Origin of the sequence: Mesorhizobium sp. M2D.F.Ca.ET.226.01.1.1 (assembly GCF_004022705.2) — a bacterium.
In the GTDB taxonomy this organism is placed as follows: Bacteria; Pseudomonadota; Alphaproteobacteria; order Rhizobiales; family Rhizobiaceae; genus Mesorhizobium.
On sequence record NZ_RZOY02000002.1, the window covers coordinates 80,664 to 104,219 of the forward strand.

Below are 23,556 nucleotides of genomic sequence, written 5' to 3' on the forward strand. Positions count from 1 at the left end.
CCTATGAAAGCCGTCGTTTGCCGCTCGCCCGGCGACCTTGTCCTCGAAGACCGCGCCGACCCCGGCGCGCCTCCATCCGGCTGGGCGCGCGTCGCCGTCAGCCATGTCGGCATCTGCGGCACCGACTACCACATCTTCGAAGGCAAGCACCCGTTCCTCGCCTATCCGCGCATCATGGGCCACGAGGTCGCGGGCACGATCGTCGAAAAGGGTGACGGCGTCGACCTTGGCGTCGGCGAGCCGGTCATCATCAACCCCTACCTCGCCTGCGGCAAATGCATCGCCTGCCGTCACGGCAAACCGAATTGCTGCGTGAAGATCGAGGTGCTCGGCGTCCATCGCGACGGCGCCATGTGCGACGAGATCCTGGTGCCGGCGCAAAATCTCTATCCGACGAACGGCCTGTCATTGGCCGACGCCGCGGCGGTGGAATTCCTGGCGATCGGCGCGCATGCCGTGCGCAGATCGCTTGGGCTCCCCGGCCAGCGCACGCTGGTCATCGGCGCCGGACCGATCGGGCTCGGCACGGCGATCTTCGCGCGCATTGCCGGACTGGACGTCAGCCTGCTCGACATGAGCAGCGAGCGCCTCGGCTTCGCCGAGAAAGAACTCGGCTTTGCCGCGCTGGACGGTTCGAAGGCAACGGCCGCCGATCTGGTGCGGCAGGCAACCGCCGGCGAAGGTTTCGACCTTGTGTTCGACGCGACCGGCAATACAAAGTCCGTGCAGTCGGCCTTCGCCCATGTCGCGCATGGCGGGACGCTGGTGCTGGTCAGCGTCGTCAAGGACGACATCGCCTTCTCCGACCCCGAATTCCACAAGCGCGAGATGACGCTGGTCGGCAGCCGCAACGCGCTGAGGGCCGATTTCGACCATGTCGCGGCCTCGATCCGCAACGGCGCGGTGCCGTTGAACAAGCTCGTCACCCATCGCACGACGCTCGCCGAAACGCCGCGTGACCTCCCCAGATGGGCGCATGAGAAGTCGGGGCTGATCAAGGCGGTGATCGAGGTGGGTTAGGAAAGCCCGGTTCGAGATCTGCAGGCTGCCTTTCCTGGCAAATCGCAGCCTTGGTGATTGGCCGCAGCGCCTGTCACTTCGTCATCCACGGGCTGAGCAAGGAGCGTAGCGACGCAGTGCAGACCCGACGATCCATTCCGTGACGTCGACGCGTTGCGGCGATCCAGAATTCTGCTCCGCTGCTCACTACGATCAAGGTAACGGAATGGATCTTCGGGTCTGCGCTCCGCTTCGCGTCGCTCCGCCCATGGATGACGACCCCCGAGGTTATCGCACTGGGGTGATGATGGTGGGGTTAATCGCCGGCCGACAGCTTCAGCTCCACCCGCTCTGCCGGAAATCGCGATTCCGCGAACTGGATCGGCTCACCGTCGAGCGTGACATTGACCGCGACGGTGACCAGCACGATGGCGCCGGGCTGCAGATCGAGCGCGGCCAGATCGTCGGCATCGGCGTGGCGTGCCGACAGCACGGTCGACTGCCTGAGATAATCGTTGATGCCGAAGCGCTTCAGTGAGGTGGTGATCGATCCCGTTTCCGCCATGGCGGCCTCAATGCCGGCGAAGCGCTTGGCGTCGAACCAGGTCGTGGCGCGTGACACCGCATGACCATCGGCCTCGCCGCGCGTCTCCAGGCGGATGACGGCCGCGCCCTTGGCGATGCCCAGCGCGTCGGCGATGCGCCGGCTGGCCGGCTCCGTCGATGATGACAACAGCGCGATATGCCGTTCGGTCGTCTGTCCTTGCAGCCCGGCTGAGAAACGCGTGCGCGCGCCGATCGGATAGGACAGCCGCTTGCGCGACAAGACGAAGGTGCCGCGCCCTTGCTCGGCCTTCAGCACGCCTTCCTGCACAAGTGCCGCAATGGCGCTGCGCACCGTATGGCGGTTGACCCCGTAGCGCTCGGCCAGCGCGATCTCCGGCGGCAGCGCCGCATTCTCCGCGAAATCGCCATTGGCAATCGCCTGCAGGATCCGGTCGGCGATCTGCCGCCACAGCGACACGCCGTTACGCCTTTCGATGCTGCTCGCCAGTCCGGTCACCCATCGCCCCCAAGCATTTTCCCGGGTTGTCATCCACCCGTCATGGACTCCCGTTACGAGATACGTATAATTTGTATAGTTGTCTATATCAATAGACAAATTTTACGCGTGCAAGGAGCGATGCCATGCGAGGACAGGAAGCGCGCGAGCAGGCCGGGCGAAAGGCCGTCATGGCGACGCTGGCGCATGCCGCAGCCGATGAGATCGCCCGCCTGTGGAACGAAGCGGGCCTGCCTTCGGAGGCCGAGCTTTTGCGCGGCCCCGAGACCGGCCTGGTGACGGTGCGCGGGCGGATCGGTGGCGGCGGCGCGCCGTTCAATGTCGGCGAGGCGACGGTCACCCGCGCCACGGTGCGGCTGCCCTCGGGCCAGGTCGGCCATTCCTATGCGCTCGGCCGTGACAAAGCCAAGGCAAGGCTCGCGGCGATCGCCGACGCGCTCTGGCAGGACCCGGCGCACCGCGAAACGGTCGAGGCAAAACTGGTCGCGCCGCTGCGCGCGGCGCTCGATGCGGCGCGCGAGACGCGGCGCGTCGAGACGGCGGCCACGAAAGTGGATTTCTTCACCATGGTGCGCGGAGAGGACTGATGAACATCGCCACGCAATCGATCGACGGCGGCTTCCCCGAGCCGGTCTTCAACGCCCAGGCCGTGTTCCGCGCCATCATGGATGCGATGGCGCGCCCCGGCACCGTCCAGGACCTCCCGCAGTTCGCCCGCCCGCCGGCGCCGCTGTCGGCGACCGCCGCCGCCGTGGCGCTTTCGCTCTGCGACAACGACACGCCGGTCTGGCTCGACCCGCCGCTGCAGGCGGAAGTTTCGGTCAAGGCCTGGCTCGGCTTCCACACCGGCGCGCCCATGGCCAACACGCCGGCCGACGCGCATTTCGCGCTGATCGCCAATCCGAAGGAGATGGCCGCGCTCGACGGTTTTGCGCAAGGCACGCAGGAATATCCCGACCGCTCGACGACGCTGATCCTCCTTGTCGACGACCTCGCTTCGGGCTCGTCGCTGCTGCTTGAGGGCCCGGGTATCGAAAAGACGTCGATGATCGCGCCTCCAGGCATGCCGCGCCATTTCGTCGAGCAGTGGAAGCAGAACAACCAGCGTTTCCCGCGCGGCGTCGACATCATCCTGGCCGCACCCGGCAGCCTCGCCTGCCTGCCGCGCACCACCCGCATCAAGACGATGGAGGCATGACATGTATGTCGCGGTGAAAGGCGGCGAAGCCGCCATTGCCAATGCGCACCGCCTGCTGGCCGATCGCCGCCGCGGCTACCGCTCGGTGCCGGCGCTGCGCCTCGACCAGATCGTCGAGCAGCTGGCGCTCGGCGTCGACCGGGTGATGAGCGAAGGCTCGCTCTACGATCGCGAGCTTGCCGCGTTAGCCGTCGTGCAGGCGCGCGGCGACATGATCGAGGCGATCTTCCTGGTGCGCGCCTACCGCACCACGCTGCCGCGCTTCGGCTACACCAATCCGGTCGATACCGGCGCGATGCAGGTCGAGCGTCGTATCTCGGCCACCTACAAGGATCTGCCCGGCGGCCAGGTGCTCGGCCCAACCTTCGACTACACCCACCGCTTGCTCGATCCGGAGCTCGCCGCCGGCGCCGAGGTCGAGAGGCCGGCGCAGCGTCCGGCCGAGCCGGAGGCCATGCCACGCGTTTCGGCGATCCTCGCCCATGAAGGCCTGATCGAGGCCGACGGCGAGATGCCGCTCGACCATGTGCCGGGCGACATCACCCGCGAGCCGCTGCAATTCCCGATGGCGCGCGACATCCGCCTGCAGGCGCTGTCGCGCGGCGACGAGGGTTTTCTGCTCGCGCTCGGCTATTCGACGCAGCGCGGCTACGCCCGCAACCATCCCTTCGTCGGCGAGATCCGCATCGGCGAGGTCGAGCTGGAGCTCGACGTGCCGGAGCTGCCCTTCGCCGTGCCGCTGGGCTCGATCCGCGTCACCGAATGCCAGATGGTCAACCAGTTCAAGGGCTCGGCCAAGGCGCCGCCGCAGTTCACGCGCGGCTACGGCCTGGTCTTCGGCCAGAGCGAGCGCAAGGCGATGGCCATGGCGCTCTGCGACAGGGCGCTGCGCGCCACCGAGCTCGGCGAGGATGTTGTCGCCGCGGCGCAGGACCAGGAATTCGTTATCTCCCATTCCGACAATGTGCAGGCGACCGGCTTCGTCGAGCATTTGAAGCTGCCGCACTATGTCGACTTCCAGGCCGAGCTCGGCTTGGTCCGCCGCATGCGCGCCGAATACGAGGCGAGGGAAAATGAAGACAAGGCCGAGGAGAAGAGGGAGGCCGCGGAATGATCCAGGGCCTCTCCCACATGACCTTCGTCGTGCGCGACCTCGACCGCATGAGCGACATCTTGACCGGCGTCTTCGATGCGCGTGAGGTCGACAGCGGCGCTCGGCAATTCTCACTGGAGGTCGGGCAATGAGCTTAGCTGTCTCCGCCACCGTGACCGGCGTGCCCACCGCCATCGTGTCCACTGTGGCCCTCGTAGCCACCACCGCCGCCGTACCAACTTTCGGAATTGTGGGTACCTTGCCTTGGCGTCGGAAAAATCGTGCGCCGAAGAAAAATGACGACCGCGCCGACGAAAGCCAGCAACACGATCCCGAGGTGCATCCATCCGGCAGAATTCATTTCGATCCGGTCCGGTTTCCACGCCTTGCAATTCAATTCGATAGCACGAAGCGGATGGTATCACCATGACCGACATCGCCACCTACAACTTCGCCTATCTCGACGAGCAGACCAAGCGGATGATCCGCCGCGCCATCCTGAAGGGCATCGCCATTCCCGGCTACCAGGTGCCGTTCGCCTCGCGCGAGATGCCGATGCCCTATGGCTGGGGCACCGGCGGCGTCCAGGTCACCGCCTCGATCATCGGTCCGGACGACGTGCTGAAAGTCATCGACCAGGGCGCCGACGACACCACCAACGCCGTCTCGATCCGCGCCTTCTTCAAGAAGGTCGCCAGGGTCGAGGTCACCACCGAGACCGCGAAGGCGACGATCATCCAGACCCGCCACCGCATCCCGGAACATCCGCTCAACGCTGGGCAGGTGCTGGTCTTCCAGGTGCCGATCCCCGAACCGCTGCGCTTCCTCGAACCGCGCGAGACCGAAACGCGCAAGATGCATGCGCTGGAGGAATATGGCCTGATGCATGTGAAGCTCTACGAGGACATCGCAAAGCACGGCCGCATCGCCACCACTTACGCCTATCCGGTCAAGGTCGAGGGCCGTTACGTGATGGACCCGTCACCGACGCCGAAATTCGACAATCCGAAGATGCATCGCTCGCCGGCCTTGCAGCTGTTCGGCGCCGGCCGCGAGAAGCGCATCTACGCGGTGCCGCCTTTCACCGACGTCGTCAGCCTCGACTTCGAGGACCATCCCTTCGAGGTGCAGGCCTTCGACCAGCCCTGCGCGCTCTGCGGCGCCGAAAACGTCTATCTCGACGAGGTCATCCTCGACGACCGTGGCGGCCACATGTTCGTCTGCTCCGACACCGACCATTGCGAAAAGCGGCGCGCCGATTCTACCTCCCCCTCGTGGGGAGGTCGGGCCGAAGGCGCGGGTGGGGGGATCGGCCAATCTTCTCTTTCAACCCCCACCCCGGCGCTGCGCGCCGACCCTCCCCACAAGGGGGAGGGTAAGGAGGCGAAATGACCGACGAACCGCTGCTGCGCGTTTCAGCGCTGTCCAAATTCTACGGCTCGCGCGTCGGCTGCGAGAACGTCACCTTCGATCTCTGGCCGGGCGAGGTGTTGGCGGTCGTCGGCGAGTCCGGTTCCGGTAAGACGACGCTGCTCAACTGCCTGTCGACCCGCCTGCTGCCCTCCTCCGGCACTGCCAGCTACCGTATGCGCGATGGCCAGTGGCGCGAGCTCTACCGCATGAGCGAGGCCGAGCGCCGCTTCCTGATGCGCACCGACTGGGGGTTCGTCCACCAGAACCCGGCGGACGGGCTGCGTATGACGGTGTCGGCCGGAGCCAATGTCGGCGAGCGGCTGATGGCTGTCGGCGACCGCCACTACGGCAGGATCCGCGCCACGGCCGTCGACTGGCTGTCGCGCGTCGAGATCGACGAGGACCGCATAGACGACGAGCCGCGCGCCTTCTCCGGCGGCATGCGCCAGCGCCTGCAGATCGCTCGCAACCTGGTGACCGGACCGCGGCTCGTCTTCATGGACGAGCCGACCGGCGGCCTCGACGTCTCCGTGCAGGCGCGCCTGCTCGACCTGTTGCGCGGACTGGTCACCGATCTCGGACTGGCGGCGATTGTCGTCACCCACGACCTCGCGGTGGCGCGACTTTTGTCGCAGCGCATGATGGTGATGAAGGATGGCCGCGTCGTCGAAAGCGGCCTCACCGACCGCGTGCTCGACGATCCGCGCGCGCCGTATACGCAGTTGCTCGTGTCTTCGATTTTGCAGGTCTAGCCGCATGATCCTCAAAAGTGGAAGCCGGTTTTCGGACCAGATCATGCGGCAAAACGAAGGACTCTGATGATGGCCACTCCTCTTGTCGTTTCCGATGTCGCCAAAAGCTTCACCATGCATCTGCGCGACGGCGTCAGGCTGCCGGTGGTGGCGGGTGTTTCCTTCGCGATTCGCGCCGGCGAATGCGCCGTGCTCGGCGGCCCGTCCGGCGCGGGAAAGAGCTCGATCCTGAAGATGCTCTACGGCAACTATGCCGTCGATGAAGGCCAGATCATCGTCCAGCATGGGGGCGGGTTGATCGACCTCGCCACAGCCAGCCCGCGCACCGTGCTTTCCGTGCGCCGCCACACGATCGGTTATGTCAGCCAATTCCTGCGCACCGTGCCGCGCGTCTCGGCGCTCGACGTCGTCGCCGAGCCGCTGGTCGAACGCGGCAAGGACAGGGAGGCGGCACGTAAGAAAGCGCGCGCCTTGCTTGCGCAGCTCAATCTGCCCGAAAAACTCTGGGCGCTGCCGCCGGCGACCTTCTCCGGCGGCGAGCAGCAGCGCGTCAACATCGCGCGCGGCTTCATCACCGAGCATCCGATCCTTTTGCTCGACGAGCCGACCGCCTCGCTCGACGCCAGGAACCGCGATGTCGTGGTCGAGCTCATCTCCGCCAAGAAGGCGGCGGGCGTTGCCTTGCTCGGCATCTTCCATGACCTCGATGTGCGCGATGCGGTCGCCGATCGCGTCATCGACGTCACCGCCTTCGCCGCCGGAAAGATCGCCGCATGAGCAAGAAACTTTCGGAGACGCCGCTGATCCATCCGACGGCGCAGGTCGAAAACTCGACCCTCGGCCGCTGGACCGAGATCGCCGAGCGCAGCCGTGTCGCCGAATCCGAGCTCGGCGACTACTCCTACATGATGCAGGACTGCGCCGTCTGGTGCGCGACCATTCGAAAATTCTCCAACATCGCGGCAAGCGTGCGCATCAACGCCACCAATCATCCGACCTGGCGGCCGACGCTGCATCACTTCACCTATCGCGCCTCCGACTATTGGGACGATGCCGAGCATGAGAGCGAGTTTTTCGCCGAGCGCCGCGCCAAGCGCGTCACCATCGGCCATGACACCTGGCTTGGCCATGGCTCGACCATCCTGCCCGGCGTGACCGTCGGGGATGGCGCGGCGGTCGGCGCAGGCGCGGTTGTGTCGAAGGACGTCGCGCCCTACACCATCGTCGGCGGCGTGCCGGCGAAACCGATCCGCGAGCGCTTCGACCGTCGCACCGCCGAGCGCTACCAGGCGCTTGCCTGGTGGGATTGGGACCATGCAAGGCTGCGCACCGCGCTCGATGATTTTCGCGAGCTCTCGGCCGAGGCGTTTCTCGAAAAGCATGGCGGTTGAGCGGCCTCCTTTCATATATCTGACATAGGACTCGGACAGGAGGCTTTCTTCCCCGGGAGATCGCCATGCTCGACACAATCAGACCCTCGCTCGCCGGATTCTTCGAGAGCACCAATCCGATGCCGCCCGCCCACCTTGGCACACGTTACGACACGGCCGGCAACTTCCTGCTCGAACCGGGCAACACCGTCGTCTGCCATCTGGTCGACGACTCCCCTTCGCAAGCAGCGATCGTCGAGGTGCGTGAGCGCATGCGCGCCATGCCGGATGCGGATCGCCTCGCCTTCACGCCGATTTCCAGCCTGCACATGACCCTGTTGCAGGGCATCATCGAATATCGCCGCCGCCTTCCTTACTGGCCTTCGGACGTGCCTCTCGACACCGGCGTCGACGACATGACCCGCCTCTACCTCGAACGCCTGCAAGGCTTCGAGGGCCACGGTCCCTTCAAGGTCAAGATTGTCGAAGTCGTGCCGACAGGCCTGACTGTCGCCGGCGCCGCCGAAGAAGATCGCCAAATCCTGAAAGCCTGGCGCGATGCGCTGTCCGTGCCGTTCGGCTACCGCCATCTGGACCACGATACCTATGTGTTCCACATCACTTTCGCCTACCAGATCCGCCGTCTCGCCGACGAACGCGCGGCTGCGTGGCAGGATCTGTTCGACGACTGCCTGTCATTCCTGGAGCGCGAGGCTCCAGTGATCGAGCTCAGGCCGCCGGCCTTCTGCAGCTTCAAGGATATGAAGCATTTCGAGGAACTGCTCGTCTTAGGATGACTGCGGCCTGCCGCCAAAGCCTGGCCTCCGACCTGACCCCGCAGCTCGCAGCGATTTTGGACGGCTGGCATAATCGGGTATTGCGCCTGTGGGCGGTAACAAAACTGACATCAATCCGACACCTCAGCTTCATGCGCCTGCGCTAGCCAAGGTTAACAGACCTTCAAACGGCGACGGACTGGAGTATTTGGTATGTCAGGATCATCGGCCACGCTCGAAATCCGCGGCGTAACCCGACGATTTGGCAAGAACACCGCCGTCAGCGACATCAACGTCTCGATCCCGCGCGGTCAGATGGTCGGCATCATCGGCCGTTCCGGCGCCGGCAAGTCGACGCTGCTGCGCATGATCAATCGTCTCATCGATCCCAGCCAGGGGTCGATTTTCTTTGACGGCGCCGAGGTCTCCAGCCTGCAGGGTTCGCCGCTGCGCCGCTGGCAGCGCGATTGCGCCATGATCTTCCAGCAGTTCAACCTCGTGCCGCGCCTCGACGTTTTGACCAATGTCCTGCTCGGCCGCCTCAACCATCGCTCTACGCTTTCCAATCTGCTCGGCATGTTCACGCGCACCGAATGCGCCGAGGCGGTGGCCGCGCTCGAGCGCCTCGACATCGCCCGCACCGCGCTGCAGCCGGCCGGCACGCTGTCCGGCGGCCAGCAGCAGCGTGTCGCGATCGCCCGCGCCATGATGCAGCAGCCGAAGGTGCTTCTGGCCGACGAGCCGATCGCCTCGCTCGATCCGCTCAACGCCAAGGTCGTGATGGACTCGCTGCGCGACATCAATTTGCGCGAAGGCATCACCGTCGTCACCAATCTGCACACGCTGGATACCGCCCGCGCCTACTGCACCCGCATCATCGGCATGGCCGCCGGCAAGGTCGTCTTCGACGGTGGACCGGAAGATCTCGACCGCGACGCCGTGCGCACCGTCTATGGCGCCGACGCCAGCGGCGCAGAAATCTCCGAGGCCATCACGTCGACCAGCGTGACCATCAAGCCGAAGATCACCGCATCCGCCGGACCGCTCGAACCAGCCTTTCCTGGCTACTGAATCCGCCACCCGGCTCCAGGCGGCCGGGCAATCGTGGATATCGAGAGCAACCCGGATCGCCCGCCAGCGTCAAAGGCAAGACTTGAAAAATCAGAACGCCACCGGCGCGCAGCCGGAACAACAGGAGAGAGATCAAAATGTTCAGGAAGATGGTTTTTGGGGCGGTTTCGCTGCTCGCCATGGCCGCAAGCGCCGCGCACGCCGCTGATATCAAGGAATTCCGCGTCGGCATCCTTGGCGGTGAGAACGAGACCGACCGTCTGCGCAACTACCAGTGCCTCGCCGACCATCTGAAGGCCGAATTCGGCTTCGACAAGGTGTCGCTGTTCCCGGCCGCCGACTATGACGGCGTGATCCAGGGCCTGCTCGGCGGCACGCTCGACTTCGCCGAGCTCGGCGCGTCCGGCTACGCCAGCGTCTATCTGAAGGACCCGAAGGCCGTCACTCCGATCCTGACCACCCAGCAAACCGACGGCTCGACGGGCTATTATTCGGTTGGCCTGGCGCTGAAGACCTCCGGCATCACCGACATCAAGTCGGCCAAGGGCAAGAAGCTCGGCTATGCCGATCCGGACTCGACCTCAGGCTATCTGATCCCGCTGACCCAGATTCCGAAGGACACCGGCGCTTCCAACGAGACTTATTTCGCCTCGACCCAGTTCAATGGCGGCCATGAGAACAACGTGCTGGCCGTGCGCGACGGCAAGGTCGACGTTGCCGTGGACGATTCCTCGGGCATCGGCGACTTCAAGAACGGCTACACCTCCGGCACCTTCCACAAGGAAGTCGCCAAGGGCGCCGTCGATCCGAACGATTTCGTCGAGGTCTGGCGCTCGGGCCTGATCCCGAACGGCCCGCTGGTCGTGCGCACCGCGATCGGCCCCGACATGACCGCCAAGCTGGCCGCTTTCTTCACCGAGCTGCCGAAGAAGGACAAGGCCTGCTTCGAAGGCGTCGAGGGCGGTGATTTCACCGGCTACGTCCCGGTGAAGCCGGACTTCTACAGCGTCATCGTCGAAGCCCGCAAAGCTGCCATCGGCGGCTAAAGGCAAGATCAGAAAGGGCGGTGTACCTCCAGCACCGCCCTTTTTGCATGCTCCGATCATGACATCAGCGACACTTCATTCCGACGCCACCCGCCAGCAGGCCGATGCCTGGCGGCGCCAAACATCGGTTCGCCGCTTCTACACCGCGCTTGGCGTCGGCCTGCTGCTTGTCGCCATGTGCGCCACCATGTGGTTCGCCGACGAGGCCAATGCCGGCCATTTCTTCGACCGGCTGCCGCATATCCTCGATTTCCTGAGTTGGCTGATCCCGAAGGACTGGAACGACGTCTGGCGCGCGCTGTTCGACATCGCGTCGCCCAGCGACAAGGGCACGCAGGAATTCAACTTCCCGCTCGGCCGCGTCTATGTCTGGGGCGGCTTCTACATCCCCGAATATTTCGAGCTGATGCTGACCACGGTGAACGTGGCGCTGGTCTCGACCTTCATCGGCTTCGTCTTCGCCGTTCCGTTCTCCTTTATCGCCGCGCGCAACCTGACGCCAAGCCCGATCCTGCGGCTCATCGTCAAGCGCTTCATGGAACTGCTGCGCGCCTTCCCGGAGATCGTCATTGCCGGCCTGTTCGCGGCCATCGTTTCGATCGGCCCGGTCGCCGCCATCATCGCCATCGGCCTGCATTCGATCGGCGCGCTGGGCAAGCTGTTCTACGAGATCAACGAGAACATCGACATGCGGCCGGAGGAGGGCCTGCGCGCGGTCGGCGCCAATTGGTTCGAGCGCGTGCGCTTCGCCGACCTGCCGCAGGTGCTGCCCAATTTCATGTCCTATACGCTGCTCAGGATCGAGATCAACGTGCGCATCTCGACCATCATGGGCGCAGTCGGCGGCGGCGGCATCGGCGAGGAGCTGAAGCTCGCCATCTCGCGCGGCTTCGGCGCCAAGACCCTGGCGCTGGTGCTCCTGCTCTTCATCACCATCTTCCTCGTCGACCAGTTCTCCGCCTGGCTGCGCCGCAAGCTCGTCGGCGAGCAGGCTTTCCTGATGAGCGCTTGATATGTCGACGATTACCGCAGACGAAATCAGCGCGATCGAGAAACGCCATCCGCACATCTTTCAGCGGCCGGCCTACAAGCGCTTCTGGCCGCTGCTGCTGGTCGCCGGCACGGTGCTCTATCTTGGCTATGCCTTGTGGTTCTTCAGCCTGCCGCAGGTGCTGCGCGAGTCGCATTGGGAGCGCCTGCCGCTCTTCCTGTCGCAATGGATCAGCTACGACCTGCAGCCGGAATTCCGGCTCGATCAGCCTGAGATCACCCCGAAATATCCGCGTTTTTCCGCACTTGGCGAAAACCCCAACCCGGATTGGGTGATCAAGAACCCCGACGGCACCTACACGGTCCAGATCGACGGTGACGCAAAATTCGTCACCTTCGACAAGACGAAGGCCACGCTCACGGCCAATGGCGTGACCGTGCCGATAAGGCTGACCGGCGGCAAGCCGGTGGTGACCGGCCCTGCGCCCGACTGGGTGACCGTCCATGACGACGAGATCGTCGCCAAGATGGGTTTTGCGGGCGAAGTGCGCGTCACGGTCGACCGCGTCAAGGTGCGCAAGCGCTTCCTCGGCTGGGCCAATTTCGTCTTCGACACCCGCTCGCCCTTCTTCGGCAAACCGGCCGGCGAGGTGATGTCACTGATCGTCTCCGGGCCGGAGCTCCAGCCCGGCACGTCGAACCTTGCCTTGGCCGCCGACAACATCTGGAACAACGCGCAGTGGCAGCACGGCGATGTCTGGACGAAGCTGCTGCAGACGATCGTCATGGCGTTTCTCGGCACGCTGCTCGGCGGCATCGTCGCCTTCCCGCTTGCCTTTTTCGCCGCCCGCAACATCACGCCGAGCGGGCTGCTCAGTCAGGTGCTGAAGCGCTTCTTCGATTTCATGCGCTCGGTCGACATGCTGATCTGGGCGCTGTTCTTCACCCGCGCCTTCGGCCCCGGGCCGCTGGCGGGAAGTGCGGCGATCTTCTTCACCGAGATCGGCACATTGGGCAAAACCTATTCCGAGGCGCTGGAAAACATCGACGACAAGGCGCGCGAAGGCGTGCTCTCGACGGGCGCCAACGGCATTTTGGTGCAGCGCTACGGTGTGCTGCCGGAAGTGGTGCCGATCTTCATCAGCCAGACGCTGTATCAGTGGGAATCGAACACGCGCGGTGCCACCATCATCGGCGCTGTCGGCGCCGGCGGCATCGGCCTGAAACTGTGGGAAGCGATGCGCACCAATTCGAACTGGGCCAACGTCTTCTACATGGTGCTCTTGACGCTGCTCGTCGTCTTTGTCTTCGACAACATCTCGAACTTCCTGCGCCGAAGGCTCAGCCGCACGCTGCATGATTACAACCGGCTGCAGGCTGAGCGGGGGTAGGACTGCTGCCCTCTTACGAGAGGTCGGCGGGACAGCACCCCCTCTTCCTACCGGACATCTCCCCCGCAAGGGGGGAGATTGGCCGTCATCTCGACCTTAGCCAACTTCCAACGTCGCAGGATGGGCGGTGCGCCTCGAGTGCTGATCTCCCCCCTTGCGGGGGAGATGTCCGGCAGGACAGAGGGGGGTGTGAAGGAACGCCGACGCTCACCGGCAGGCGAATCCTAAGCCGCCCTCTTCCACCCATCCCTGATATGCTTGTACCCCTCGCGATAAACCGCCTCCGGGCTCTCCGAGAAATCCCTCCAAACCTTCGTCGCCGCAGCGAGATCCTTGAGCGAACGTCCGAAGGATTCGATCGTCAGCCAGTCGTCGTAACCGCTCCGGCGAATGGCGGAAAAAGTCTCCTTCCACGGAATGTTGCCGCGCCCTGGCACGCCGCGGTCGTTCTCCGAAATGTGAATATGGACGATGTTACGACGATGCTTCGTATAGGCGCCGATCGGATCCGCCTCCTCGATATTGGCGTGGAACGTGTCATACATCGCCTTGATGTACGGCCGGTCGATCGCGTCGATATGCTCTGACAGGTCGGCCATGGTGTTGAGCAGATAGCATTCGAAGCGGTTGAGCGCTTCGAGCCCGATGGTCACGCCCTTCTTGCCGGCATGGTCGCCGATAGCGCGCTGCGAGGCGACCGAGCGTTTCTTCTCGGCCGCCGTCGGCCCGCGGCCGGAAAAGGCGCCGAGCGTCGAATGCAGCGGCCCGCTCAACGTGTTGGCGCCAAGGGCTCCGCTGCAGTCGATCGCCCATTTCATGTAGTCGATGCCGGCCTTGCGCGTCGCGGCATCCGGCGAGATCAGGTTCATCGCCGGATCGCCCATGGCCGTGACCGCGGTGCGCTCCAACCCGATGCGGTCGAGCATTTCGCCGAGCCTCTTGTAGTCGTCAGGCGCGCCGGCAAAGACCGGTATCTCGACGCCGTCGAAGCCGGTCGCCTTGATGTCCTTCAGCAGCGCCTCGTGTTTTTTCGAGACGCTGGTGGTCCACAAGAACATGCACATGCCGATTTTCATCGACGCCCCTCCCCCGCTTGCGGCCAGCTATTTGCGTTGGCGGGCCACACTCCCCCTCATCCGGCCGCTTCGCGGCCACCTTCTCCCAGGTGGGGAGAAGAGGTTGTCGTCGGCGCCGGCCGCCTCCTCTCCCCTCGGGGAGAGGTCGGATTGCCCCGAATTGCTTTTCGCAATTCGGCTGGCAATCCGGGTGAGGGGGACTCCCCTCAGACGACGCGCACGACCCCTAAAGTTTGGTCCACGCCCCATTTTTCTTCGAAGACTTCACGCAGGCTTCGATGAAGGCCATGCCTTCGACGCCGTCCTCGATCGTCGGGAAAATCACATCCTTAGCCGGCTTGCCGCCTTTCCTGCGCGCCGCGCGGATGGCGCGGGCGGCTTCCTGGTAGATGTTGGCAAAACCTTCGAGATAGCCTTCCGGATGGCCGGACGGCACACGGGTCACACGCGCCGCGACCGGCCTCGCGCCGGCGCCGGCGCGCGTCAGAAGCTGCTTCGGCTGGCCGAAGGGCGTGTACCAGAGATAGTTCGGATCGGCCTGCACCCATTCCAGCCCGCCCTTCGAGCCATAGATGCGCAGCTTCAGCCCGTTTTCGTGGCCGGGCGCCACCTGGCTTGCCCAGATTATGCCCTTGGCCGGATGCTTGTTGCCGACCGGCTTGAAGCGCAGCATGACGTTGACATTGTCGTCGAGCTGGCGGCCCGGCACGAAGGCGTCGAGATCAGCCGAGAGCGAATCCAGCTCCAGCCCCGAGACGAAACGGGCGAGGTTGTAGGCATGCGTGCCGATGTCGCCCAGTGCGCCGCCCGCGCCTGCCTGCTTGGGGTCCGAGCGCCACGAGGCCTGCTTCTGGCCGGTGGCGGCGAGGTCCTCGGTCAGCCAGTCCTGCGGATATTCCGACTGCACGATGCGGATGTCGCCGAGCTGGCCCTTGGCCACCATCTCGCGCGCCTGCCTGATCATCGGATAGGCAGTGTAGTTGTGGGTGAGCACGAACACCTTGCCGCTTTTCTCGACGAGAGCCGCGAGCTTCTTCGCTTCCGCCAGCGAGGTCGCCAGCGGCTTGTCGCAGATGACGTGGATGCCGGCCTCGAGGAAGGCCTTGGCCGCCGGCACATGCACGTTGTTGGGCGTGACGATCGCCACCGCCTCGATGCCGTCCGGACGCTTGGCTTCGGCCTTGGCCATCTCGGCATAGGAGCCGTAGCTGCGTGACGGATCGAGGCCAAGTTCCTCGGCGGAAGCCTTCGCCCGTTCCGGGTTCGACGACAGTGCGCCGGCCACCAGCACGAAGTCGTTGTCCATGCGCGCCGCGATGCGGTGCACCGCGCCGATGAAGGCGCCCTGCCCGCCGCCGACCATGCCGTAGCGGATCGGACCGCCTCCCGTTTCCGACTTCGATGCGCCGACCATTTTTTCGTCCTCTCCTCTTGTTTGTCACCTCCCCTTGAGGGGAGGTCGATCCGCGCAGCGGATCGGGTGCCCGGCGTGGAGCCCGGCATGAACCGACCCCACCCGGCCCTTCGGGCCACCCTCCCCTCGAGGAGAGGGTAATCGCGTCAAATCCCCATCATCGCGCGCAGCAGCTTCTTGTCGGTCGTGCCGGCGGCGAAATCGTCGAAGGCCTTCTCCGTCACCCGGATGATGTGGTGCTGGATGAAAGGCGCGCCTTCGGCGGCGCCGTCCTCGGGATGCTTGAGGCAGCATTCCCATTCCAGCACTGCCCAGGAATCGTAATTGTACTGGGTGAGTTTTGAGAAGATGCCGCTGAAATCAACCTGCCCGTCGCCCAGCGAGCGGAAGCGGCCGGCCCGGTTCACCCAGCCCTGATAACCGGAATAGACACCCTGGCGTCCGGTCGGGTTGAACTCGGCATCCTTGACGTGGAACGCCTTGATCCGCTCATGGTAGATGTCGATGAACTCGAGATAGTCGAGCTGCTGCAGCAGGAAATGCGACGGGTCGTAGTTGATATTACAGCGCTTGTGGCCACCGACGGCGTCCAAGAACATCTCGAAGGTCGCGCCGTCGAACACATCCTCGGAAGGGTGGATCTCGTAGCCGACATCGACGCCATTGTCCTCATAGACATCGAGGATCGGCTTCCAGCGCTTGCCGAGTTCGCCAAAGGCTTCCTCGATCAGCCCGGCCGGCCGCTGCGGGAAGGGATAGAGGTAAGGGAAAGCCAGCGAACCGGTGAACGACACCGAGGCGTTGAGCCCGAGATTGCGCGATGCCTTGGCGCCGAACTCCATCTGTTCGACGGCCCATTTCTGCCGCGCCTTGGGGTTGTTGTGCACCGATGGCGGCGCGAAGCCGTCCATCTGCGCATCATAGGCCGGATGCACCGCCACCAATTGCCCCTGCAGGTGCGTCGACAGTTCCGTGATCTCCACGCCGGCATCGGCGCAGATGCCTTTCACCTCGTCGCAATAGGCCTTCGACGACGCCGCCTTCTTGAGGTCGAACAGGCGTGCGTCCCAGGTCGGGATCTGCACGCCCTTGTAGCCGAGCCCGGCCGCCCATTTGGTGATCGAGGCCAGTGAATTGAACGGCGCGGCGTCCCCCGCGAACTGCGCCAGAAACAGGCCAGGCCCCTTCATCGTCGTTGGCATCGGCATCCTCCCTCTCTCGTTTTCGCGACCAAGCATAGCGCCGATTGGAGTGAGGACCAGCCAGTTTGGCCAATCTTACAGATATCCTGGCGCCATGCCATTCTGGTATTACCAAATCTCATAATTCGGTCAAGCGCCTGAAAACCTCGGATAGGCGCCGACCTTGCTGTCGAAGGGGCAAAATTAGCTCGTAAAATCATGGCATTGATCGGATGGAAGAGCTTCACCCGCCCGCTCCTTGCCGTATATTAAAATTTGCTGTAGAGGTCATGATAGACCCAATTGGTCGAACCAGTTTGGAGGAAATGCTGGCAACGACTTGAGGGAGGAACATGCGGCCGCCTCGATCGGGCGCGCCGCAGGCGAATGTGACAGGCGAATTCCGGGGAGGATAGACCATGCATCTTTCGACGCACAATTGGATGCGGGCGGAGCCGCTCGAGGTGACGCTGAAGCGCATCAAGAAATTCGGCTACGAGTCGATCGAGATTTCCGGCGAGCCCGAACAGTACAAGACCAAGGAGACGCGCGCGCTCCTGAAGGAGCACGGCATCCGCTGCTGGGGTTCGGTGACGCTGATGCTCGGCGAACGCAACCTCGCCGCCAAGAACCAGGGCCAGCGCGAGCGCTCGGTCCAATACGTCAAGGACGTGCTCACCATGGTGAGCGAGCTCGACGGCGAGATCATCACGCTGGTGCCTGCCACCGTCGGCAAGGTCGTGCCGGACGGCACGGAGGCGGAGGAATGGGGCTGGGTGGTCGACGCCACGCGCGAATGCTTCACCCATGCCAAGAAGGTCGGCGTCAGGATCGCCGTCGAACCGCTCAACCGGTTCGAGACCTATCTCTTCAATCGCGGCGCCCAGGCGCTCGCGCTCGCCGATGCGGTGAGCCCCGAATGCGGCGTCTGCCTCGACGCCTACCACATCCACATGGAGGAATTTAACGTCTATGACGCGATCCGTCAGGTGGGGAAGCGCCTCTACGACTTCCATGTCGCCGACAACAACCGCTTCGCCGCCGGCCTTGGCCAGATCGACTGGCCAAAGATCGTGCGCACGCTGAAGGATATCGGCTATGACGGCGCGCTGACCAACGAGTTCGTCGCCCCTGTCGACCGCACGCCCGCCGCGCCCTATCCGGAGATGGTCGAGCGCAATCCGGTCGACATCTCGCCCGAGCAGCTCAAATTCATCCAGGACCACGGCTCCAGCGTGCTGACGGAGAAATTCTACACCGACCAGATGCGCATCACCGCCGAGACGCTGCTGCCGCTGATCAAGTAGGCCTCCGACTGAAACCTGTCCCTGCCGCTCGGCGGGCGGAGGGGCCGAAGGGAAAACATGCGCATCAAAAGCGTCCAGGCCTGGTGGGTCCGTGTCCCCATAGAAGTCGCGAAGCAGCATCGCAGCGACTTCGGACAGGTGACGACGTTCGACGCCGCCATATTGCGCATCGAGACCGATGACGGCCTGGTCGGCTGGGGCGAAGGCAAGAACGCCGCCGGCAGCGCCGGCAGCTACGGCGCGCTCGTCCATATGCTCAACCACGAGATCGCCCCGCAACTGATCGGCCGCGACCCGGCCGACATCGGCGTCATCTGGGAAATGCTTTACAACGGCGTGCGGCATGAGACGGCCGCGCATGCCGGCCATGCCATGCCGCAGCTGGCGCGGCGCGGCATGAGCGTGGCGGCGATCAGCGCCGTCGACATCGCGCTCTGGGACATTCTTGGCAAGTCGCTTGGGCAGCCGGTGTGGCGGCTGCTCGGCGGCCGCAAGGTCGAGCGGATGCGGGCCTACGCCTCGGGCGGCTGGGCCTCCGCCGAGTCCATCGGCGAGCAGTTGAAATCCTACATCGCCAAGGGCGGCTTCAAGGCGCTGAAGATGCGCGTCGGCGCCATGGACGGCGCCCCGCATCTTTCGGCCGCGCGCGTGCGCGCCGCAAGGCAGGCGATCGGTCCGGACGTCGACCTGATGGTCGACGCGCACGGCACCTACACCGTCGCCGAGGCCAAGCGCTTCATCACGCTCACAGCCGATCTCGACCTTGCCTGGTTCGAGGAACCGGTGATCGCCGACGACAAGCGGGGCATGGCCGAAGTGCGCGCCTCGGGCTCGACGCCGATCGCCACCGGCGAAAGCGAGGCGACGCGCTACGCCTTCCGCGACCTGGCGGTGCTGAAATCGGCCGACATCTTCCAGCCGGATCCCGCCTTCTGCGGCGGCATCAGCGAGGCGCTGAAGATCGGCACCTTAGCCAGCGCCTTCAACCTGCGCTTCGCGCCGCATCTGTGGGCCGGCGCGCCCTGCTTCTTTGCAGGGCTGCATGTCTGTGCCGCCTCGCCCGCCAGCTTCATCATCGAGTATTCGCTCGGCGCCAACCCGATGATCCATGACCTTATCGAGGAGACTGTCGAAGCGAAGGACGGTATGATAGCGATCCCTGAAAAGCCTGGATTGGGATTCACCATCTCCGAGCGGTTCCTGGAGGCGCACGCGCAACGTATTTGACGATGAAAGAAAAGAACCTTCTCGCGGAACTTGCCGCCTATCTGTTCTCCAACTCGGACAAGGAGTCCGGCCGCACCCCGTCCGAGCGCGAGTTGGCTGAGCATTTCGGCGTCAGCCGCGGCCAGATCCGCGAGGCGCTTGCCATCCTCGAGGCCATGCGCATCGTCGAGCGTCGCGCCAAGTCTGGCATCTATATCGACACCAAGCAGGCGAGCGTGGAGGCGCTGGCGCTTTTCGCCCGCGCCGGCCTGCCGCTCGATCCGGTGCAGATTTACGAAACGGTCGAGCTGCGCAAGATCCATGAGATCAAGGCTGCCGAGCTTGCCTGCTCGCGCGCCACGGAGGAAAATTTCGAACGCCTGCGCGAGATCCTGAAAGCCTCGGAGGAGCGCATCGCCGCCGGCGAAGGCCTTGCCAAGGAAGACCGTGAGTTCCACCTCGAGATCGTGCGCGCGACCAAGAACAGCGTCTTTCACAATATCTGCAGCGTCTATTACCTGATGGGCGAGCAGCGCCTGCCGATCTATTTCAACGATCCAGAACGCAGCGTTCGCTCGCATACCGAGCATATCCAGATCTACGAGGCGCTGCTGCGCCGCGACGGCAATCTCGCCCAGGCCTTGATGAACGCCCATTTGCAGGGCGCCGAGAGCTACTGGAAGGGGATCATCGAGGGCCACGGGCCGGAGACGAAGGCCTCGGCGCTCGAGAAGGCGTGAGCATTTTGCAGGAAAAGTGTGAAACGGATTTCCGCCCGGAATTGCGCGAAACAAAGAGACAGGGCAGTTCGCCGTTTCCATGAAACGGAGAAATGCCGTTGAGCATTTTGCGGCCAAGCGTTTAGCTTGGCGCGCACAAATGCGGAAATGGAATCCCCATGCGCAAGATCCTGTCGACGCATCCGCTGCATCCTCGCGCCACGGCCATGCTGGCCGGTGCCGGGCGGCTCGCAATCGCTTCCGCGCTCGATCCCAAGACGCTGACCAGCGAGGCCCGCGACGCCGATATCGTCATCGTGCGCGCGCCGCTGCCGCCGGAGCTGTTTGCCGGCGCGACGAATTTGCGCGCCGCGATCCGCCACGGCGCCGGGCTGGACATGATCCCGGTCGAGGCGGCGACCGCCGCCGGCGTGTTGGTTGCCAACGTGCCCGCGGTCAACGCCCGGTCGGTCGCCGAGCATGTGATGTTCACCGCGCTCGCCTTGCTGCGGCGCTTCCGCGTGATGGACCGCGACCTGCGCGCCAAGGGCTGGCTCGCCGGGCGCGAACATGCCAATTCGACCAGCGAGCTTGCCGGCAAGACCATCGGCATCGTCGGCCTCGGCGCGGTCGGCCAGGCCGTCGGCCATATCGCCGCCCATGGCTTCGACCTCAATGTCGTGGCGACGACGCGCAGCCTGCGCCCGGCGCCCGAGCGCGTCGGCTTCCTGTCGATTGACGCGCTCGTCGAGCAGAGCGACATCATCGTGCTCTGCTGCCCTTTGACGGAGGAAACGCGCGGCCTGATCAGCCGCGAGCGCATCGCCCGCATGAAGCCCAATGCGCTGCTGATCAATGTCTCGCGCGGTCCGGTGGTCGACGACGACGCGCTGATCGAAGCTCTGCAAAAGGGCCGCATCGGCGGTGCCGCGCTCGACGTCTTTTCCACGCAGCCGCTGCCGTCAAACCATCCCTATTTCGGCTTCGACAACGTCATCGTCACCCCGCACATGGCCGGCATCACCGAGGAATCGATGATGCGCATGGGTGTCGGCGCCGCCGGCGAGGCACTGCTGGTGCTCGCCGGCAAGCTACCGGTCAACCTGCGCAATCCGGACGTCATCGAGCACTACCGGCGACGCTTTCCAGCCGGCTGACGCTCGCCTCAATTTTCCCGGATTTGACGACGACCCTCCTGTAAATGCGTAAGAGCGTCGCGAAACTCCACCTCATCGCCATTTGCTGTCTATCCGCGGCCGCGGCCCGCGCCGACGCGCAGGGCAGCTACGTGCCGTGCGACAACGGCCTGCGCTGCGTGATGGCGCCCTGTCCTTCGACCAGCGCGCTCGACTTGGCCTCAGGGAAGATCATCAAGGGTGTGTCGGTCGACACTGACGGCCTGCCGCAGCAGGACAAGGCTCTCGACCTGGAGGACAAGCTTTATGCCGGCAAGCTTGTCGTCGCCGGCACGATCGAGAACCGGCCGCACAGCTTCAATGGCAAGCAATACCACCTGCCGACGCTGGTAGCGACCGGCATTGAGCGGGCGGCGAAGGACAGCGAGCGCGGGCACTGCTCAGCGCACTGAGGCTCGCAGCTCGATCTCAGGGTCGCAGCAAAACCTCTACTGCCGCTGCAATCGCCAGCAACCGCCGATCTTTTCCGTGCCTGCCCACCAGCATCAAGCCGGCCGGCAGTTTGGTGCCCGGCATCGGCAGCGAGATCGCGCAGAGGTCGAATTGGTTGGCGACCTGCGTGTTGCGCAAGAGCAGCCCTTCGGTCCAGTCACGCAACGCTTCGTCGCCGGCCATGGCCGCGATCGACGGCGCGACCATCGGCACGGTCGGCAAGGCCAACACGTCGATCGCTTCCAGCCGTTCCGCCATCGCCGCCACAAGGTCGCCGCGACGGCGGATCGTGCGGATATAGGCCGAGGCGGGAACGCTGAGCGCGCGCGACAACGGCCCGGTGACATGCGGATCGACCGGCACCGAGGCGCCGTTCGCCAGCCAGTCGGCATGCACTTCGGCGCCTTCCATGGACGCGATCGTGCCGCGTTTGGTCGCCGCGCGCATCTCGGCGATGAGATCGTCGATCGGCAAATCGGCGGCGCGGGCGCCAGCCTGCCCGATCCTGTCGATGCAGGCCTCGAAAGCTTCCGCGACCTCGCCTTGCGTCTCGCCGAACAGCACGCCACGCGGAATGCCGATGCGCAAGGTCGCGAGCGGGACTGGTTGAAGCGCCGCCGGCTCTTCCCCCGCCATGATCGCATCGGCGATCGCGCAGTCGGCAACGCTGCGGGCAAGCGGACCGATCGAATCCAGCGTCATCGAGAGCGGAAAGGCGCCCCTCAAAGGCACGCGCCTCGCCGTCGGCTTGAAGCCGAAGACGCCGTTGAGCGAGGCGGGGATGCGCACCGAGCCGCCGGTGTCCGAACCGATGGAGATGTCGCTCGTGCTCTCGCCGACCCCAACGCCCGCTCCCGACGATGAGCCGCCCGGAATCAGGCTGGCGTCGGCGGCATTGCCCGGCGTGCCGTAATGCGGATTGTCGCCGATTGCGGTGAAGGCGAATTCGGTCATGTTGGTCTTGCCGAGGATGACCGCGCCCGCCTGGCGCAGCCTCTGCACGATCACCGCATCCCGCCTCGCCGGTGCGGCGCCTGCATGGATCAGCGACCCGGCCGCCGTCGGCTCGCCGACGACATCGAACAGGTCCTTGATCGAGACGATACGCCCGTCGAGCGGTCCGAGGCTCACACCGGCCTTGCGGCGGGCATCCGACGCGTCGGCCGCCGCCCGCGCCGCCTCGGCATAGAGCTTCGTGTAGACCTTCTCGTCGGCCGCGCGATTGGCAAGACGTGACAGGATGTTTTCAAGACGGTCGCGGACGGATTGCATTTTCGATGTCGAGCCCTGCAAAGTTGCAACGTCTTTAGGCACGGCCTGATTTGGGCCGGCGAAGAGATAACCCGGCAGGCGTGCCTTTGCACCCTGCCAGCGACAGGAAGATGCTGATGCTGTACAAAGGCAGCTGCCACTGCGGCAAGGTGGCGTTCGAGGTCCAGGGCGAGTTCGGCATGGCCGTACGCTGCAACTGCTCGATCTGCAGGCGCAAAGGCGCGCTGCTGTGGGCCGTGCCGCATGAGAAGCTCAATCTGGTCGCCTGGGGCGACGATCTCGGCCGCTACACCTTCGGCAAGGCGCAAATCGCGCATCGCTTCTGCCGCACCTGCGGCATCCATCCGTTTGCCGAAGATGTCGGCCAGGGCAGCGAACGTTCCGCCTATGTCAACATCAACTGCCTCGACGGTGTCGACCTCGCTGCCATCGAGGTCTTCGAGTTCGACGGCCGCTCGGCCTGACGCTTTGTCTTTACGCAATTTCGGACGCAAACCGCTACGCACTCTTCCTGGAATTGCTCTATCGGTAGCCGGTCGAATCGGCAGGCCATTGCAAGACATCGGCGCGGCGTTCCTGAGAGCCGCCGGG

25 protein-coding genes and 1 pseudogene are annotated in these 23,556 nt (G+C 64.6%); 21 read left to right on the plus strand and 5 right to left on the minus strand.

Annotation, left to right across the window (positions count from 1 at the left end; all coding sequences use genetic code 11):
* Positions 1-3: 3 nt before the first annotated feature.
* Complete coding sequence (locus EN869_RS04140) at positions 4-1,020, plus strand: zinc-binding alcohol dehydrogenase family protein (RefSeq protein ID WP_127225061.1); 1,017 nt, start codon at positions 4-6, stop codon at positions 1,018-1,020.
* A gap of 295 nt (positions 1,021-1,315) precedes the next feature.
* On the opposite strand, the gene phnF is transcribed toward EN869_RS04140, so the two are convergent.
* The gene (gene phnF, locus EN869_RS04145) at positions 1,316-2,053 is read right to left on the minus strand and encodes a phosphonate metabolism transcriptional regulator PhnF (RefSeq protein WP_245489380.1); all 738 of its coding nucleotides are present in this window, start codon (positions 2,051-2,053) and stop codon (positions 1,316-1,318) included.
* 134 nt (positions 2,054-2,187) lie between these two features.
* Between phnF and phnG the strand changes: the two genes are divergently transcribed.
* The 14 genes and pseudogenes from phnG (at position 2,188) to phnE (EN869_RS04215) (ending at position 13,162) form a co-directional block, all read left to right on the plus strand.
* Positions 2,188-2,649, plus strand: a complete 462-nt coding sequence (gene phnG, locus EN869_RS04150; RefSeq protein WP_127225063.1) for a phosphonate C-P lyase system protein PhnG — start codon at positions 2,188-2,190, stop codon at positions 2,647-2,649.
* Entirely contained in the window at positions 2,649-3,260 is a 612-nt protein-coding gene (gene phnH, locus EN869_RS04155; protein WP_127225064.1) for a phosphonate C-P lyase system protein PhnH, read from the plus strand. The genes phnG and phnH overlap by 1 nt, the downstream gene beginning before the upstream one ends.
* A gap of 1 nt (position 3,261) precedes the next feature.
* Positions 3,262-4,374: a carbon-phosphorus lyase complex subunit PhnI gene (locus EN869_RS04160; RefSeq protein ID WP_127225065.1), complete on the plus strand. Its 1,113-nt coding sequence runs from the start codon at positions 3,262-3,264 to the stop codon at positions 4,372-4,374.
* Positions 4,371-4,490, plus strand: a pseudogene (locus EN869_RS04165) (FosX/FosE/FosI family fosfomycin resistance thiol transferase); the annotation flags it as partial. The gene EN869_RS04160 and the pseudogene EN869_RS04165, both read left to right, overlap by 4 nt.
* Positions 4,491-4,501: 11 nt before the next feature.
* Positions 4,502-4,783, plus strand: coding sequence for a hypothetical protein (locus EN869_RS04170; protein ID WP_127225066.1), 282 nt, complete (start codon positions 4,502-4,504; stop codon positions 4,781-4,783).
* A complete protein-coding gene (locus EN869_RS04175) occupies positions 4,780-5,745 on the plus strand; it encodes an alpha-D-ribose 1-methylphosphonate 5-phosphate C-P-lyase PhnJ (RefSeq protein ID WP_167506942.1) in 966 nt (321 codons plus the stop codon). The genes EN869_RS04170 and EN869_RS04175 overlap by 4 nt, the downstream gene beginning before the upstream one ends.
* Complete coding sequence (gene phnK / locus EN869_RS04180; protein ID WP_042640728.1) at positions 5,742-6,518, plus strand: phosphonate C-P lyase system protein PhnK; 777 nt, start codon at positions 5,742-5,744, stop codon at positions 6,516-6,518. Before EN869_RS04175 ends, phnK begins: the two co-directional genes overlap by 4 nt.
* Positions 6,519-6,587: 69 nt before the next feature.
* On the plus strand, positions 6,588-7,295 hold the full coding sequence (gene phnL / locus EN869_RS04185; protein ID WP_127225067.1) for a phosphonate C-P lyase system protein PhnL: 708 nt from the start codon (positions 6,588-6,590) through the stop codon (positions 7,293-7,295).
* The gene (locus EN869_RS04190; protein ID WP_127225068.1) at positions 7,292-7,909 is read left to right on the plus strand and encodes a DapH/DapD/GlmU-related protein; all 618 of its coding nucleotides are present in this window, start codon (positions 7,292-7,294) and stop codon (positions 7,907-7,909) included. Before phnL ends, EN869_RS04190 begins: the two co-directional genes overlap by 4 nt.
* Positions 7,910-7,974: 65 nt before the next feature.
* Positions 7,975-8,685: a DUF1868 domain-containing protein gene (locus EN869_RS04195; RefSeq protein WP_127225069.1), complete on the plus strand. Its 711-nt coding sequence runs from the start codon at positions 7,975-7,977 to the stop codon at positions 8,683-8,685.
* A gap of 192 nt (positions 8,686-8,877) precedes the next feature.
* Complete coding sequence (gene phnC, locus EN869_RS04200; RefSeq protein ID WP_127225070.1) at positions 8,878-9,735, plus strand: phosphonate ABC transporter ATP-binding protein; 858 nt, start codon at positions 8,878-8,880, stop codon at positions 9,733-9,735.
* A gap of 137 nt (positions 9,736-9,872) precedes the next feature.
* On the plus strand, positions 9,873-10,781 hold the full coding sequence (gene phnD, locus EN869_RS04205; RefSeq protein ID WP_127225071.1) for a phosphonate ABC transporter substrate-binding protein: 909 nt from the start codon (positions 9,873-9,875) through the stop codon (positions 10,779-10,781).
* Positions 10,782-10,839: 58 nt separating this feature from the next.
* Positions 10,840-11,793, plus strand: a complete 954-nt coding sequence (phnE, locus tag EN869_RS04210) for a phosphonate ABC transporter, permease protein PhnE (RefSeq protein WP_127225072.1) — start codon at positions 10,840-10,842, stop codon at positions 11,791-11,793.
* Between the two features lies 1 nt (position 11,794).
* Positions 11,795-13,162 (plus strand): phosphonate ABC transporter, permease protein PhnE, encoded by a 1,368-nt coding sequence (phnE, locus tag EN869_RS04215; protein WP_127225073.1) that lies wholly within the window; start codon positions 11,795-11,797, stop codon positions 13,160-13,162.
* Positions 13,163-13,386: 224 nt separating this feature from the next.
* Here phnE (EN869_RS04215) and EN869_RS04225 read toward each other — a convergent pair whose 3' ends face one another.
* The 3 genes from EN869_RS04225 to EN869_RS04235 form a co-directional block, all read right to left on the minus strand.
* On the minus strand, positions 13,387-14,238 hold the full coding sequence (locus tag EN869_RS04225) for a sugar phosphate isomerase/epimerase (RefSeq protein ID WP_127225074.1): 852 nt from the start codon (positions 14,236-14,238) through the stop codon (positions 13,387-13,389).
* Positions 14,239-14,464: 226 nt separating this feature from the next.
* Positions 14,465-15,652, minus strand: a complete 1,188-nt coding sequence (locus EN869_RS04230) for a Gfo/Idh/MocA family oxidoreductase (RefSeq protein ID WP_127225075.1) — start codon at positions 15,650-15,652, stop codon at positions 14,465-14,467.
* A 146-nt stretch (positions 15,653-15,798) separates the two neighbouring features.
* Positions 15,799-16,854: a sugar phosphate isomerase/epimerase gene (locus EN869_RS04235; protein ID WP_127225076.1), complete on the minus strand. Its 1,056-nt coding sequence runs from the start codon at positions 16,852-16,854 to the stop codon at positions 15,799-15,801.
* A gap of 398 nt (positions 16,855-17,252) precedes the next feature.
* Here EN869_RS04235 and EN869_RS04240 point away from each other — a divergent pair, with 398 nt between their 5' ends.
* From EN869_RS04240 to EN869_RS04260, 5 genes are all read left to right on the plus strand, one after another.
* A complete protein-coding gene (locus EN869_RS04240; protein ID WP_127225077.1) occupies positions 17,253-18,140 on the plus strand; it encodes a sugar phosphate isomerase/epimerase in 888 nt (295 codons plus the stop codon).
* Positions 18,141-18,197: 57 nt separating this feature from the next.
* Positions 18,198-19,367 (plus strand): mandelate racemase/muconate lactonizing enzyme family protein, encoded by a 1,170-nt coding sequence (locus EN869_RS04245; RefSeq protein ID WP_127225078.1) that lies wholly within the window; start codon positions 18,198-18,200, stop codon positions 19,365-19,367.
* A gap of 2 nt (positions 19,368-19,369) precedes the next feature.
* Positions 19,370-20,086: a FadR/GntR family transcriptional regulator gene (locus tag EN869_RS04250; RefSeq protein ID WP_127225079.1), complete on the plus strand. Its 717-nt coding sequence runs from the start codon at positions 19,370-19,372 to the stop codon at positions 20,084-20,086.
* 158 nt (positions 20,087-20,244) lie between these two features.
* Complete coding sequence (locus tag EN869_RS04255) at positions 20,245-21,222, plus strand: hydroxyacid dehydrogenase (protein ID WP_127225080.1); 978 nt, start codon at positions 20,245-20,247, stop codon at positions 21,220-21,222.
* A 44-nt stretch (positions 21,223-21,266) separates the two neighbouring features.
* The gene (locus tag EN869_RS04260) at positions 21,267-21,653 is read left to right on the plus strand and encodes a hypothetical protein (protein ID WP_127225081.1); all 387 of its coding nucleotides are present in this window, start codon (positions 21,267-21,269) and stop codon (positions 21,651-21,653) included.
* Positions 21,654-21,669: 16 nt separating this feature from the next.
* Here the strand turns inward: EN869_RS04260 and EN869_RS04265 are convergent, their stop codons facing one another.
* Positions 21,670-22,965: an amidase gene (locus EN869_RS04265; RefSeq protein WP_127225082.1), complete on the minus strand. Its 1,296-nt coding sequence runs from the start codon at positions 22,963-22,965 to the stop codon at positions 21,670-21,672.
* Between the two features lie 116 nt (positions 22,966-23,081).
* Here EN869_RS04265 and EN869_RS04270 point away from each other — a divergent pair, with 116 nt between their 5' ends.
* Positions 23,082-23,429, plus strand: coding sequence for a GFA family protein (locus tag EN869_RS04270; protein WP_127225083.1), 348 nt, complete (start codon positions 23,082-23,084; stop codon positions 23,427-23,429).
* The last annotated feature ends 127 nt before the right edge of the window (positions 23,430-23,556 follow it).